Raw genomic sequence first — 15,059 nt, 5'->3', positions numbered from 1 at the left:
TTAAAACCTTGTTTTTTGTACTTTTGCACTTCGAAATTAGTCTACAAAATAAAGAGATATAGGATGAGTACTCCAAAAAGATATACCATTACAGCAGCTTTACCTTACACAAATGGGCCAATTCATATTGGGCATTTAGCAGGTGTGTATGTGCCTGCAGATATTTATGCGCGTTATTTACGTTTAAAAGGTAAAGATGTGGCTTACATTTCTGGTTCAGATGAACATGGAGTGGCTATACCAATGAGAGCAAAAAAAGAAGGTGTTTCTCCACAAAATATTATTGATAAATACCATGGAATCATAAAAAAATCTTTTGAAGACTTTGGTATTTCTTTTGATAACTATTCTAGAACATCAGCTCAAGTTCATCATGAAACTGCCTCAGAATTTTTTACAAAAATGTATAATGATGGCGAGTTTGTAGAAGAAGTTACTGCACAATTGTACGATGCTGAAGCCAATCAGTTTTTAGCAGACAGATTTGTGATTGGTACTTGCCCAAAATGTGGTTTCGAAGAAAGTTATGGAGACCAATGTGAAAACTGTGGAACGAGTCATAATGCAACAGACTTAATCAACCCAAAATCGGCAATTACTGGTAATGTACCCACTGTAAAAGAAACAAAACACTGGTTTTTACCTTTAGATAAGCATGAAGATTTTTTAAGAAAATGGATTTTAGAAGGGCACAAAAAAGACTGGAAACCTAATGTTTACGGACAAGTAAAAAGTTGGGTAGAAGATGGTTTAAGACCTAGAGCCGTAACTCGTGATTTAGATTGGGGAATTCCTGTACCAGTAGAAGGTGCAGAAGGAAAAGTGTTATATGTTTGGTTTGATGCTCCTATTGGATATATTTCATCTACTAAAGAATGGGCTGCAAGAGAAGGAAAAAACTGGGAAGATTATTGGAAAAAAGACGATACTAAATTGGTGCATTTTATTGGGAAAGACAATATTGTGTTTCACTGTATTATTTTTCCAAGTATGTTAAAAGCCCATAGAGATTATATTTTACCAGATAATGTACCTGCTAACGAGTTTTTGAATTTAGAAGGCAATAAATTATCAACTTCTAAAAATTGGGCAGTTTGGTTGCACGAATATTTAGAAGATTTTCCAAATCAGCAAGATGTTTTACGTTATACTTTAACTGCAAATGCACCAGAAAGTAAAGACAACGATTTTACTTGGAAAGATTTTCAAGCAAAAAACAACAACGAGTTGGTTGCTATTTTTGGTAATTTTATCAATAGAGTTGTTGTGTTAACCAACAAATATTATGCTGGTGTTGTACCAACTCCTAATAATTTTACAGAGGTTGATGAAGATGTTTTAGCAGCTGTAAAAGAGTTTCCAAACATCATTGGAAAATCAATTGAAAGATACAGGTTTAGAGAAGCTAGCCAAGAATTAATGAATTTAGCCAGATTAGGTAACAAGTATTTGGCAGATGAAGAACCTTGGAAAGTGATTAAAGTTGATAAAGAACGTGTACAAACCATTATGTATGTGGCTTTGCAAATTGCAACTGCATTGGCTGTAGTTTCTGAACCATTTTTACCATTTACATCAACTAAATTAAAAGGTATTTTAAACCTAGATGTCATTTCGAGAGAAGTTGAGAAATCTCTAACCTGGGAGGATATTACAGAAAAAGATATTTTATTGCCTGCAAATCATCAAATAAATAAAGGGGAATTATTATTCTCTAAAATTGAAGATAAAACAATTGAAATTCAATTAGAAAAATTACAAGCTACAAAATTGGCAAATGAACAAGAAAATAAAGTAGTAGAGCCACAAAAAGAAACCATAGAATTTGATGATTTTACAAAACTAGACATTAGAATTGGTACTATTTTAGAAGCAGAAAAAGTAGCAAAAACTAAAAAGCTTTTAAAACTAAAAGTTGATGTTGGTATAGATACAAGAACCATTGTTTCTGGAATTGCAGAAAGCTTTGCTCCAGAAGATATTATTGGTCAGCAAGTGTCTGTATTGGTGAATTTAGCTCCAAGAAAAATTAGAGGAGTAGAAAGCCAAGGAATGATTTTAATGACAGATACTCCTGATGGTAAATTGGCATTTGTGGAGCCTGAAAAGGTTGTTAAAAATGGACAGCAAGTAAGCTAATGCTAAAAATAGCATATCATCCTATTTACAATCATCCTTTAAAAGAAGGGCATCGTTTTCCTATGGAAAAATACGATTTGCTACCTCAACAATTATTGTACGAAGGAACTTGCAATCCTAAAAACTTTTTTGAACCTGAAATACCCAATAACAAACATTTTTTTACAGTACATGAACCCGAATATTTTTTTGATTTATTAAACATCACTTTAAATCAAAAAGCGGCTAGAAAAATCGGTTTTCCTTTATCTGAAGTACTCATAGAACGCGAAATGATAATTGCTGATGGTACTATGAAGGCTTCAGAATTTGCATTACAACATGGAGTTGCAATGAATATTGCTGGAGGTACACATCATGCATTTTCTAACAAAGGTGAGGCTTTTTGCATGTTAAACGACCAAGCCATTGGAGCAAAATATCTTCAAAATAAAGGTTTAGCCCGTAAAATTCTAATTGTAGATTTAGACGTTCATCAGGGAAATGGAACTGCAGAAATCTTTAGAAATGATACTTCTGTTTTTACCTTTTCTATGCACGGAAAAGGCAATTATCCTTTTGTAAAAGAACAATCAGATTTAGATATTGCTTTAGAAAATGACACAAAAGATCCTGAATATTTATCAATATTAAAAGATACTTTACCAAAACTAATTGATCAAGAAAAACCTGATTTTATTTATTATTTGTGTGGTGTAGATGTAGTTGAAACAGATAAGTTAGGCAAATTGTCTATGAGTTTAGAAGGCTGTAAAGAAAGAGATCGTTTTGTGTTACAAACCTGTTTCGACGTACAAATTCCGATAATGTGTTCTATGGGTGGTGGGTATTCTAAAGACGTTAATATTGTTGTAGAAGCTCATGCCAATACGTTTCGTTTAGCTGAGCATATTTATTTTTAACTATCTTAAAACGAATTTTAAAGAGCTTCTATTTTACTTTACCGAAAACAAAGTGGCAAAATTAATTTAAAAGCTATTTTTGTGGTCCTAGCAAAAAATTACGTTATACTGTATGTATAATATATTAGAATTACCAAAATAGTTTAATTTTGGTAATTCTTTTTTTAAATGGATTATCTTTTCAAGCTTATGAGTTCACAACATAATTAATTTTAAACGTACTTTGTAAAAACAACATACCTTATGAAAAAACTATTAATGCTATTTTTAACATTTGCTTTATTTTCTTGTGGATCATCAAAAAATATAAAAACGAAACATAAAGTTATTAAAGGAAATTGGACATTAACCCAGATTACTTTCAGTAAAACAGGTACCTATAATGTTACATTTTTTAATGATACTACAAAAGACTGTTTAGAAGGCAGTTCATGGAAATTTGTACCCAACAATAATACTGGGGTGTATACAATAAACGATTCAGATTGTAATACTGGAGAAAGAGATTTTATTTTTGTAATACAAGAGGTTGACGCTGTTTCTGGCTATTTTGATTTTATGTTAAAACCCAAAAACAGTAAAGATAATGTTGGGTATAGAATAGATTTAAAAGAATTAACTGATACAACTATGCTTTGGAGACAGAAAATTATTGTAAACGGAACTCCTTTTTTAATTAATATGAACTTTATTAAACAATAAATACGATGAAAAAATCAATAAAAAACACATACGTAATTGCATTAGCATTAACAACTGTTTTCACTTTTACGAATTGTGAGGCTACAAAAAATGCAAACAATAAACAAAAAGGATCTGTTATTGGTGCTGCTGGTGGTGCACTTTTAGGAGCTATTATTGGTAATAATGTAGGTAATGGAAAAAATAGTAAGCTTGGTGCTGTAATAGGTGGTGTTCTTGGTGGTGGAGCAGGTGTATTAATTGGAAAAAGAATGGATGAGCAAGCCAAAAAAATTGAATCAGAAATTCCTGGGGCTGTTGTAGAACGTGTAGATAATTCTATTGTTGTTACTTTTGATGAAAATAGTGGCGTTTATTTTGATACCAATAAATCTAATATCAACCCAAAATCTAAAGCAACTTTAGACAAGTTAGCAAAGGTATTTATGGATTTTCCTGATACAAAAATATTAGTAGTAGGTCATACAGATAGCTCAGGAAAAGACGATTATAACATGCTTTTATCAGAAAAAAGAGCAAAATCTGTAACTAATTATTTAATAAGTGACGGAATTTCAAGCACAAGATTAGAAACTCTTTGGTATGGTGAAACGCAACCAAAGTTTGATAATACCACTGCTGAAGGAAGAGCAAAAAACAGACGTGTTAATGTTGCTATTGTACCTAATGAAAAAATGCAACAGGAAGCGCTTAAAGATGCTAAACAATAAAACGATATATTTAAACACCAATTGTTTTTGTACTGTAAAAGGGGGTTTAAAATACAAGTTATTAACCTCTAGATTTCTGAATTAGTTGTAATCTATACTATTTAAAAAACGCATAAGGGGTACTAAACCAAAAAGTGTGTAAGTAAAGTTATTCTGAAATTTTTCTAGAGCAATATTTCAATTGCTCAATGAGGAAAAATTTCGGAAATAACTTTACGATAAAATAATCATTAAATTTATAAACACACTTTTATTTATGAAACCAGAAGATTTATTAAACGACAAAGACTTTTTAAAACAATTTAAAACAGGTTCAGAACTGACCAGTTTTATAGAACAGCTTCACAAACGAGGAGTTGAAAAAATATTAGAAGGTGAGTTAGATGCTCATTTAGATTATGATAGGCATCAAAAAAGTAACAACCCTAACTCACGTAATGGTTATGGAACTAAGACTATCAAAACCAATTTAGGAGAAACACAAATCCAAGTTCCAAGAGATCGAGACGCTTCTTTTAATCCAATGCTTATTAAGAAACGAGAAAGCACAGCTGATGGCGTTGAGAATTTGATTATTTCTTTGTACGCCAAAGGAATGAGTACCACAGACATCGAAGAACAAATACGAGAATTATATGATTTTAATATCTCTAGTTCAGCTATTTCAAGAATTACAGATAAAATTACAGCAGATATTATCGCTTGGAAAAACAGGCCTTTAGAGGCTCTATATTTAATTGTTTGGATATTTGAGATTAAGAACAGAAAGTGTAAGCTTTCTAATATAAAGGATTAAGGTTCGTGAAAACTCCAAAGTGATTAACAAAACCATCTATATTGCTGTTGGGTTACGTGTTGATGGTAAAAAAGAAGTGTTAGGGCTTTGGCTGGGTAAAAACGAATCTTCCTCTTTTTGGATGACCGTTTTAACCGATATAAAAGCGCGTGGAACACAAGATATTTTAATTACTGCAACTGATAATTTAAACGGATTCACAGACACTATTAAAACCGTTTTTCCTAATTCAGTTACTCAAATTTGTGTAGTACATCAAATTAGAAATTCTTGTAGATATGTGGTTTGGAAAGACAAGAAAGCCTTTACAAAAGATATGAAGCAAATCTATACTGCTCCTACTAAAGAAGCAGCTAAAGCTGCTTTAGAAGACTTTAAAATAAAGTGGAACTCTAAGTATTCTTACGCAATTAAATCTTGGGAAAACAACTGGGATGAACTCACTGTTTTCTTTGATTTTCCTCTAGAAATTAGAACTATTATTTACACCACTAATTTAATTGAAAACTTAAATGGGAAAATTAGAAAATACACAAAAAACAAACTCTCTTACCCTACTGATGATGCTGTTATTAAATCTGTATTTTTAGCTTTGAGGGAGTCTACAAAAAAATGGACTATGCCGATTAGAAATTGGGGAATTATTTTAAACCAATTTTTAGCTATATTTGAAAACAGGATTAAACTATGAAAAATCTAATCCTGTAAGTTTTAACTTACACACTTGATGGGAAAGTGTCGCATAAGGTAGTATTTTACCTTATGCGTTTTTAACTGAGTACCTATTTCGCAAACATTAAAAGTTCACTTACCACAACCTCAGTCACATATCTTTTTTCACCTTCTTTAGTTTCATAAGAACGAGATGTCAATTTTCCTTCTATAGCAATTTCTTTACCTTTAGTTACGTATTTCTCAACAATGTCAGCTGTTTTGTTCCATGCTACTAAATTGTGCAAAACTTAAAATTTGTAATGTTTACCTTTTGTATTTTTTTATAAAAAAATAAAGCTAAACATTAGGTTTTCTACTTCCTTTTAAATCTTAGATTTACAAATTTTAAGAGTTTTTATAGCCAGATTTAATCATTTGTAGTCGTTTGTAATTGATTAGAATTGTTGTTTTGAAGTGTAAATAAACAAATGCAAAGAGGTAGCTGGTTGCAACTATCTCTTTTTTTATTAATGTAAAAGCTATTACTTTAATTGATTTTTAGATTTTGAACAATATCAAAAGTGTTTTATTATAAAATCTGCTGGATTGAAGGCATCACCATTTTTTCGAATCTCGTAGTGCAAATGATTTCCTGAAGAATACCCTGTACTTCCAACTTCACCAATTAATTCTCCACGTTTTATCTTATCACCAAGTTTAACATATCGTTTATTAAGATGCATAAAAGTTGTTGTATAACCATTGTTATGATTTAAAATTATAAAATTCCCTGCACTCTTACTGAATTTAGATATAGTTACTTTTCCATTTGCAGATGCATAAACTTTAGTACCTTTAGGTGCCGCTAAATCTATCCCCTCATGTTTTCTTACTTTTTTTAATATGGGATGCTTTCTTTTCATTTTAAACTTGGAAGAAATACGATAAGCTTTATTAGGTAATGGACAAAATACTGGACGATTCGCAGCCAGTTCTAATTCTAACTCTTTTTTGTTCTCTGAATCTTTTAATACAATTTGGTCCTTCTTACCTTCAATTTTATTTGGCTTCTTTATTGGCACTTTATTTTTAGGTGAAGGTTTAATTTTAATTACTAAATCTTTTTTTTTTATTTTTTTATTTTCCTTAATATTTTTTAACTGCTTTTTCCAAACCTTATTTATTTCAATAAGCTCAGCCTTAGATTGTTTTAATGGAATTTTAGCCAATCCCTTTGGGTACAATTTTTCTACATTAGCAACTCTTTTTTTTACGATTTCTGGTATTACACCCAAGTTTTTGTAGGCACTAAAACGCTCATTTTCATCTTTTAAATATTCATTAAATTCTTTATTAATAGAATCTAAACCTACATAGTATTCTTTTTTATAGGCTTCAAAATTTCTCTCTTGTTCTCTCTTATAAGCTTCAAAACTCTTGTCTTGTGAAGACAAAATATTTGAGAAAAGAAAGAATATTAAAAACCATATGTTTTTATATTTCATAGTTTTATTGTTACAATTTTATTACGTCTAATAATTGCTTATGTTTATCAAAAATATATTAATAAGTTGCATTAATATCTGCTTTCATAAAATAAAGTTTCCTTTCGAAATTTCTATTTGCATCTAAAAGATTACTATAATAATTTATAATTGTTTTTATATTATTGTATACCGAAATAGTTTTTCATAATTCACTTTTCTTCTATCTAGAGAATTATACAGAGACTCAATACTCTTAGCATTAGAAATAATATTTTTAAAATCAACCATATTTTTCATGTCAGAAAGACTAACTATCCAAGTCGTATTATTTTTTGGTCCTATTAGATTAAGTTTAATTATGTTATCTGAACAAAATGAACACTCTGTAATCTTATCAGTTGTAACAAAATATTCATCTTTTAAATTCTTTTCAGAAGATTTTATGGTAGATTTATAAAGAGACACAAACCTATTGAATACTTATAATTCACTAAGTTGTGAATTATTAGAAATTGAAAATAAATATTTCATTCGTATTAAATAATTTTTCTGTAAGTTTAAAATTTCCTGCTATATCGCTTTCATTATTCTTTATACTCCCTAATATTATTTGTATATTTTTTATGCTTTGCACCACTAAACCAATCAAGACTGACCCAAATCCCTTTTTCATCTACTCTATAATCGCTTAAATTTAAAACAGATTTTTTAGAAACTTTTCTTGTTACCAAAAACTCAGCCCAGGCATGACCTGCATTATTGGTAAAACCTGAAATAACTCTACTTGTAAGACCTACTTGTCTGGCCAATGAAGCTAATAAAATGGCAAAATCATCACAATCTCCAGGGTATTTACCTTTGTACTTTAAAGCTAATGTTGCTTCAGCAGACCTCCATGTATCACCATTAGTTTTAGGATCAGATAAATAATGCCAATGACTATAAATATGATCTTTTATTTTAATAATATTTTCCTCTCTATTACCACCAGTGATTTGAATATTTAAAACAATTGACAATTCTGTTAACTCTTTTAGAACTAACCCTTCTACTTGGATTAATTTACCCTTGGCAGGTGGTATTGATCTTTTTGATAAGTCTTTTTCTATTATCTGTTTTTCATTTGGAGTTACAACACTATCAATTATTACTACTTTAGGAATTACTTTTTTTCTGATTGTTTTAGGTTTTGGTTTTGTAGGTTTTTTTTTAAATTCAATGACACCTCTTGAGGCAATAAAAGCAGTAAATAAACTATCTTCTTTTTTTACAAATTCTTCCATTTTTTCCTCCTGTTCTTTATTATATGCCTCAAAACTTTTGTCTTGAGATAACACAAAAGCAGGAATTAAGCAAAATAGAAATAATATAATAGTGTTGATTTTCATATTTTAATGGTTTTCGAGGTGTATAACCCTAAAATGTTGTATCCAATTTCTTTTTAATTATTTTTTTTGGATGCCTTTTTCATCTCTTCTTCAGCATATTTTTGAAATTTATGTTCATCATAATCCTGTCGAAGTTTAGCGGATTCTTTTAGACCATTTAAGATTTTATTTGTATTAATTTTTACCGCTACAAAAGTTTGATATCTACCATCAGGTTTTTGCAGTGTTTTTTCACATATTTTTCTAGTATTATTTAATTCTTGGTTTACTAATTCTTTTCCAATGTTTTGAAATTTTTGCCCGAACTCGCTTTGATTACCTATTTCTCTGTCATTTGTATATCTTTGTGTAAATGAGGTAATTGTTGATTTGATATTTGAAGCTAAAACGCTTTTTGCAGCAAATAAAGCTTTGTCTCTTGAAGCGCTCAGACTTGTACTAATAGCTGATGAGGAGGCTATAGAATTGCTATCATCATCGCCTTGTTCTATTTCATACCCGGAACATGGTAAAGAAACTACTTTATCACCATTCTGAGAAATAGTTGTTTTACTACCACCACAAGCTTGTAATGAAATTATAGTCAAAATTGCAAAAATTTTTGTGATTTTCATTTTAATTGTTTTCATTTTAATTGTTTTTATTTAAAATTTACGTATTCTTTACTGGTATTTATTAGATAAAAAGGGGCATATAAATTAGTATTGTTCCTATAGCGATTTTTCATTTCTTTTACTGAACTTTTAAAGGAATAATGAATATTTCCACTTTTTTTAAGTGAAGCATAAAAGAGTTCTACAAACTCAAGCGTACTATCATCATTTACGTTCCAAAGACTTAAAATGGCATTTTTATTGGCTAGCATAGGCCTTATTAATCCCGAGATTTCAGCATCATTATCTTCATTATTACTGGAAACCCCTACTTGGCAAGCTGCTAAAAAAACCAACTCTTTATCTTTAATATTTTTATAACTATTTGTTTTCATTTCGGATAATGATAGTAAGTTGTATTCATTTGTGTTAATTTTTCCCTCAAACTCTTTCTTTCCAAGAAATTCTAAGCCTGCCTTATTAGGGTCATTATTATTGTGCCCATGACCAGAAAAATGAAATATGTTAATATTTTTATTAAAATTTTGTTTTAAAAGTTCTTTTTTTGCTTGTTCTCGTTTAAAAAGCAAATTGTTGTTTGGAAATATAGAATCTATAACAGTATATTCTTTTTCTGCACCCACCAAGTTCCGTCTATCAATAGGGTTAGGATTAAACAGGCCTAAAATATTTATATCACTTACAGCAAGTGGAATTTTAGATTTTAGATCAGAAAACATAAACATATTCAAATTCCGAATGGCGGTTTTATCTATTAAATAAGAAATAGGTAAATTAGCAAACACATCGTTTGCTGAAATATAAATATCATCATTTATTTGAGAAGTAAAATCATTTAAAGAAAGAATGCCTAGAAATTCCCTTTTATATCTTGCATATTGGCTTTGTCCTAAATCTCCAGCTGATTTAATTAACAATTTTGCTATATTATGAGTTTCATTAATAAGCTGTTTTAACCCTCCATCAATTACTTTAGTAATTGTAATTTTATCTTTTAAAATAGTTGTGACGTATATTGCTAGTGGTTTAGAGTAATAAACATTGGCATCTTTAACATTATTAAGAATTCCTCTTGTTTTGTGTTCAGTAATTAAACTAATTTCTTTTTCATCATTGAGATCTACTTTTAGTTCTATTTTTTCTTTAGAAAAACTATTTTGTACATAAATATCTAAATAATTGTTTTTTTGTATTTTTTGTTTTAGAAACCGAGCAAATTTATTTTTTTGTTCTTGTAATCTTTCAAAAGTGTCAAATTTTAAAAGTTCTTTATCTCCCAAAGTTTTTTCTGCTAAAACTCTAGCTTTATTCAAAGAACTAAAAAACAAAAAATTTGGATACTCTTTTTTATTATGATATGCAGTTACTATTGCGTCTATTTTTTGATTAACTAATACACTATAAGTTATTTTATTATTTTCTTCTTTCATATTTAAGAAAGGCTTATTTATAGATAAAAACGCAAGTTCTAAATAGTTAACATCTTTTGTTTTGTTATATGCTACCGTTAAATATTCACTTAGTTTAATAAAAGAAATTTCCTTAAAAAAAATTTTGTTTAACGTAATATTACCATTTAAGAAGGTAGAATAACTTTTAATGTAATTATTATTATAAGAGACTAAATAGGTTTCATACTCATAACGAATTAGTCTAGATAATAAACGATAATAATCTTTTGTACCTTGGTACGCCCCCTCTAAATCTTTTTTTACTTGGGATATACCTTTTTCTAACTTATATAATTTATAATTTTTATTAGCTTTACTTTTATTTCCTTTCAACAAATTTTTGTTTTTTTCGAAACGTTTTTGTGAGATCTTTAAAATTTCTGATGAAGATACATTGACATACTTGTTTCTATATTCTACAGAAGCCAAAACAATGTTTTTAACTTTCTTTTTAGAGCCATAATGTGCCCCTGTACTGGAAATACTATAATTAGATTGATCTATCACTTGTCCAAGTTGTCTAATTTCTTTATCTATTTCTACAGCCCTCTCTATGTCTAATAAATGATATGAATAAATGTCTGCTAACTCGTTTAAAATATGTTGTCGTTTATAAGAATTTGCACCAATTAAATCTTGTTGTAATACAGCAACCATTTGGTTGTATTCATTTTTGTTTAAATGATTAACAACTTCATTGATACGTGCTATTTGATCGTATTTAAACTTACTATTAACACCTACCTTTTGTCTTTTTTGTGCTGATATAGTAAAAGAGATGAATGCCGTACATATAAATAATAAAATATATCTTTTCATTATATTAAGATTTTGTTCTAACATCTATAGTATGAATAAAATTGCTACTTATTTTCTTTTCATTAGAATTCATACCTCTTGTAATATTAATAGCTCGTTCTATTTTTTTAGTTTTAATAAAAGGTATGGAGCCTATCCATTTTACTGGCTTTGCATAAGGAAATGATTGTTCTGAAAATTGAAAATGTAATTTTTCAAGACCATAAGGAGGTCCAACAGTAATAGTATTTGGTATAGGAATATACTTTCCATCAGTTTTATTAAATGGCTCACTGTCTATTAAAAGTGCTAGATCTTTATCTATTTCTTCATATATTAACCTTATATACCCACCTTTATTAGATTTTAAGGTAAATCGGTACTCTTTACCTTCCTTAAACACAACTTCGTTTTCTTGAGAAAGAAGTTTACCATCTTCATATATGTTTATCTCTACAGCATAACCTGTATAATCTAATGTATTATTTTCAATTTGTTTTTGTTTATTTATTAAATTTTCAGTGTCTTTATCTCTGTATGTTAATCCTTCCCTTCTTACAATTCTATTACTTAATTCAAAAACATGTTTAAAAAGAGATTTACTATCCTTGTTATCAATTAAGTCAATAGTGTAATTTATTATGGAATCTTTAGCTAATAAATCATAAGAGCCTTTTAACGTATATTTAGTTTTGTTATTAGAAAATTTACCTATAACCTGCCAAGAGTTGTTGTTTCCAATCAAATGTTTTTCTAAAAGCCTATTTATGTATTTAGAAAATTCTGTTGTCTCACCATAATTCTTCAAAATAGCAGGATACAATTTTATGCCATCTTTCTTACCCAAACTACCTTTTAATGTTTCACTTATAGTAAATGCAAAATCGTTTAAATTTAAGGTTGATTTTAGTAAAGATGCTCTTAAACCTTCTACTTTAACTATGCTCATTGAGGGGTGGTGTTCTAAGTTTAAAACATTATAAAGTGTACTATTTTTTTCCATCTCTTTAATGGATTTGATAGAGGTATTGTAGGCACTTATTGCCTCAATTTTATAAGTAACATCTTCCGACCTTATATACCTTAATACAGCATTTTCTGCAATGGTAAGGTTCTCTGAAATATTCTTATTAAGCTGGTCAATTTTGTCTTTGTGTAATAATCTAGTTTGGTAAACATTAAAAGCAGCTACAGCATATACTGTCCTCTTTTTTGTGTCTACAAATAACTTTGTAACTAGTCCTATAAGATCAACACCTAATCTTTTTACAATCGCTTGGTTAAAGTAATCCTCTTTCGAATTGAAATTAATCTTTCCATTAATGTTCTTTTCTGATTCATTAAATATTCTCTTAGAGATATCATTTCTAGATATTACTGAATACTTTTTTGAAATGGTAGATTCGGCATCCATTACAGCTTGTTTTTTCGCTTCTTCTAATTCTTTTTTAGAATTATATTTAACGCTAACTACACTTCCTGATTCAAATTCATCTGAATTAAAATCTGGATGTTTAATATTAGTATTGGTTACCCAACTTGGAAGTTCTACTCTTTTTTGAGAAAAGCCAAGTTGCGTAACTAAAACAAAAACAATAATGAACCTCATAATTAATCATCTAATGATTTAGAACCTTCTCCAATAGACAATTTAAATCCTTTTTTGGCATCTTGTAAAAGTTGCATATGTACGTCTGTGTAACCTTTAATTTTTGAATCCAAATCGTTATTATCAAAATATAATGAATTAACTTCATCTTTTAATTTCTTTGCTTTTAACTGAACAAATTTCCTTGAATCTTCAAACGTATTAATTCGTGATATTTCTCCAGAAAATCCAGCTGTCATATTATTCACTTGACTGATCAAGTTTTTACCAATAGATGTTTTTTTAGCAATACTCCCTAATAGTCTTGCAGCCCCAGAATTACCTGAATTTTTTCGATCTAATTTTATAAATTCTTTATAAGTCTTTAGCATTGATAACTTTGATGAGAGAGGATAGGAGACAGTTTCTATTTCTGCATCCTTTACATCTTGCATTATGTTGGATATAAGAATGTCATATTGACTAGATGACACCATTGCAGATTTATATAAATTTAAATAATTTTTAAATTTCTTTTCGCTCTTCATCCATTCTTTAGCTATATTAATCGCGAATTCTTTCTCTTTTTTACTCTTAAAAGTTTTTACTAAATTATTCGCTTTTATATATTTAGCAATCATTGCTGTATTTTGTTCAATCTTTTTTGCTTCTTCATCGGTTAATCTATAACTCTTCACTCCTTTCTTTTTTGCCAGTGCTATTTCTAAATCTTTCTTCAAATTTCTAATAGCATATTGTTTAAATTCTTCTTGTAACTCTTTCTTTAAAACCTTATCGTAAGCTATACTTTGTTTTCTATATTTTTCTTTTAGTATAGATTCATTAGCATATAGTTTTAAATTGTGGTGCGGTTGTAATTTTGGTTCTGTTATTACCTTTGTAAACACCTTGTATATAACACTAGAAGGACTTATTATAAAATTGATATTTTTATTAGTTTTTTTATTTATCGGAGCAATAAAATCGTTAAAATATTGACTATTATGAAGCCTATATTTACCACTATTTTTTAGTTTTTGAATTGGATTTTTAGACATCTCATTAGATACAGAACTTATTTCAGCAAAAGACCCTTTTAAACTCCCCTCTGCCTGTTGTACCTTTTTTTTAATTAAGTCTTCAGATAATTTATCTTGAAATTCAAAATACTCATTTAAAAAATTTTCTGCTTTCTTAGAAGCATGCATTGCAAATTTTTTGGTAAAAATATCCCAGGTTTCTTCAAAACTAATAAGATTAAAAACGTCTGATAGTTTTCGGTGTAATTCCCTAGAAGCTGATTTATCTGGTATTAAATAATATTTAATCAGACTATTCCCTTTAAAATCATTAATATCATTCATTTCAAAATCTAACTTATAAATTGGCTCCATAAAACCTAGTCCTGTTTTGATAGCTTCTTCAACCGATTGTTTATGATCTTTATTAATAATAAACTGATATAATGCTTCTGAATTATTCGTTTTTTTACTTTTAGCAATTAAATCTAAATACTCTGTGTTAGGGTTTTTCTTATTGTCAGGGGCAATTTGTTTTTTTTTAAGCTTTTTACCTTTTTTTAAATCTATTACATATTTTTTTATTTGAGAATAGTTTGCAAAACCAGAAACGCTCAATGATTTATCTTCATCAATCTTTGTTTTTTGTGCTTGAAAGGTAAATACGGATAATAGAAGTACGCAGAATAATGTGTTTTTCGAGTTCATTTTTTAATTTTAACAAAACAAACATAACTCCCTTCACAAAACTGGCTAATAGCAACATTACGATTTAGACAAATTATATTTCTTTATTTTTACCTTAACTAAC

The 15,059-nt window shown here is 28.8% G+C and carries 11 protein-coding genes and 2 pseudogenes; 6 read left to right on the top strand and 7 right to left on the bottom strand.

The window, feature by feature from the left end; genetic code table 11:
- Nucleotides 1–63: 63 nt before the first annotated feature.
- From metG to SJY27_RS09875, 5 genes and pseudogenes are all read left to right on the top strand, one after another.
- Nucleotides 64–2,139, top strand: a complete 2,076-nt coding sequence (gene metG, locus SJY27_RS09895) for a methionine--tRNA ligase (RefSeq protein WP_397444669.1) — start codon at nucleotides 64–66, stop codon at nucleotides 2,137–2,139.
- A complete protein-coding gene (locus tag SJY27_RS09890; protein ID WP_397444668.1) occupies nucleotides 2,139–3,041 on the top strand; it encodes a histone deacetylase in 903 nt (300 codons plus the stop codon). The genes metG and SJY27_RS09890 overlap by 1 nt, the downstream gene beginning before the upstream one ends.
- 243 nt (nucleotides 3,042–3,284) lie before the next feature.
- Nucleotides 3,285–3,743 carry a lipocalin gene (locus SJY27_RS09885; RefSeq protein ID WP_397444667.1) on the top strand — a complete coding sequence of 153 codons (459 nt, stop codon included), beginning with the start codon at nucleotides 3,285–3,287 and terminating at the stop codon, nucleotides 3,741–3,743.
- Nucleotides 3,744–3,748: 5 nt separating this feature from the next.
- Nucleotides 3,749–4,453, top strand: a complete 705-nt coding sequence (locus tag SJY27_RS09880) for an OmpA family protein (protein ID WP_397444666.1) — start codon at nucleotides 3,749–3,751, stop codon at nucleotides 4,451–4,453.
- Nucleotides 4,454–4,709: 256 nt separating this feature from the next.
- Nucleotides 4,710–5,940: pseudogene (locus tag SJY27_RS09875) on the top strand (IS256 family transposase).
- A gap of 91 nt (nucleotides 5,941–6,031) precedes the next feature.
- Here SJY27_RS09875 and SJY27_RS09870 read toward each other — a convergent pair.
- Nucleotides 6,032–6,205 (bottom strand): annotated as a pseudogene (locus SJY27_RS09870) (single-stranded DNA-binding protein); the annotation flags it as partial.
- Nucleotides 6,206–6,478: 273 nt separating this feature from the next.
- Nucleotides 6,479–7,408, bottom strand: a complete 930-nt coding sequence (locus SJY27_RS09865) for a M23 family metallopeptidase (protein WP_397444665.1) — start codon at nucleotides 7,406–7,408, stop codon at nucleotides 6,479–6,481.
- A gap of 277 nt (nucleotides 7,409–7,685) precedes the next feature.
- On the opposite strand from SJY27_RS09865, the gene SJY27_RS09860 reads away from it, so the two are divergent.
- Nucleotides 7,686–7,847 carry a hypothetical protein gene (locus tag SJY27_RS09860; RefSeq protein ID WP_397444664.1) on the top strand — a complete coding sequence of 54 codons (162 nt, stop codon included), beginning with the start codon at nucleotides 7,686–7,688 and terminating at the stop codon, nucleotides 7,845–7,847.
- Nucleotides 7,848–7,974: 127 nt separating this feature from the next.
- Here the strand turns inward: SJY27_RS09860 and SJY27_RS09855 are convergent, their stop codons facing one another.
- From SJY27_RS09855 to SJY27_RS09835, 5 genes are read right to left on the bottom strand one after another with little or no spacing between them, the layout of a single operon-like run.
- On the bottom strand, nucleotides 7,975–8,778 hold the full coding sequence (locus SJY27_RS09855) for a transglutaminase family protein (protein WP_397444663.1): 804 nt from the start codon (nucleotides 8,776–8,778) through the stop codon (nucleotides 7,975–7,977).
- Nucleotides 8,779–8,831: 53 nt separating this feature from the next.
- Nucleotides 8,832–9,407: a hypothetical protein gene (locus SJY27_RS09850; protein WP_397444662.1), complete on the bottom strand. Its 576-nt coding sequence runs from the start codon at nucleotides 9,405–9,407 to the stop codon at nucleotides 8,832–8,834.
- Between the two features lie 11 nt (nucleotides 9,408–9,418).
- Nucleotides 9,419–11,662 (bottom strand): CHAT domain-containing protein, encoded by a 2,244-nt coding sequence (locus SJY27_RS09845; protein ID WP_397444661.1) that lies wholly within the window; start codon nucleotides 11,660–11,662, stop codon nucleotides 9,419–9,421.
- Nucleotides 11,663–11,666: 4 nt separating this feature from the next.
- On the bottom strand, nucleotides 11,667–13,250 hold the full coding sequence (locus SJY27_RS09840; RefSeq protein WP_397444660.1) for a hypothetical protein: 1,584 nt from the start codon (nucleotides 13,248–13,250) through the stop codon (nucleotides 11,667–11,669).
- 2 nt (nucleotides 13,251–13,252) lie between these two features.
- The gene (locus SJY27_RS09835; protein WP_397444659.1) at nucleotides 13,253–14,956 is read right to left on the bottom strand and encodes a hypothetical protein; all 1,704 of its coding nucleotides are present in this window, start codon (nucleotides 14,954–14,956) and stop codon (nucleotides 13,253–13,255) included.
- Nucleotides 14,957–15,059: the final 103 nt, after the last annotated feature.

The organism is Polaribacter sp. R77954, from assembly GCF_044595335.1.
GTDB lineage: Bacteria > Bacteroidota > Bacteroidia > Flavobacteriales > Flavobacteriaceae > Polaribacter.
The sequence above is the reverse complement of the archived record's forward strand: the minus strand, read 5'-3'. Positions and strand labels throughout refer to the sequence as shown.